General features: G+C 64.5%; 2 pseudogenes. Both read right to left on the bottom strand.

Features of this window, described 5'->3' with window-relative positions:
• Window positions 1-172: pseudogene (locus ACTFO6_RS18045) on the bottom strand (pyrroloquinoline-quinone synthase PqqC); the annotation flags it as partial.
• Between the two features lie 8 nt (window positions 173-180).
• A pseudogene (locus tag ACTFO6_RS18040) lies at window positions 181-363 on the bottom strand (pyrroloquinoline quinone biosynthesis protein PqqB); the annotation flags it as partial.

Genomic DNA, 363 nt, shown 5'->3' with positions numbered 1-363 from the left:
TGATCTGGTAATAGAAGCGGTTGGCGACCCAACCCCGGATCTGGTCTGGGGTGAGCTGGCCCGCGCTCATGCGCACGTTGAAGGGGTGGTGGATGTGATATCCGGCCCCCTTCTCCCGCAGCTTCTGCTCGAACTCTTCCCGCGTCCAAGGCCGCTCGTCGCCGGCGCTCATGGCTCCTCCTACAGCTCGATCTCCATCCCGTCCCAGGCCACTTCGATACCCCGGGCGGCAAGTTGCGCCCGCTCGGGGCTCGCCTCGTCCAGGATTGGGTTGGTGTTGTTGATGTGGATCAGGATCTTGCGCGCCCGGGGGTAACGGTCCAAGACTTCCATCATGCACCCGGGCCCGGAATGGGGCAGGTG

Source organism: Pelomicrobium sp. G1, from assembly GCF_051905455.1.
GTDB lineage: Bacteria > Pseudomonadota > Gammaproteobacteria > Burkholderiales > UBA6910 > Pelomicrobium.
This window is presented reverse-complemented; position numbering and strand designations above follow the sequence as displayed.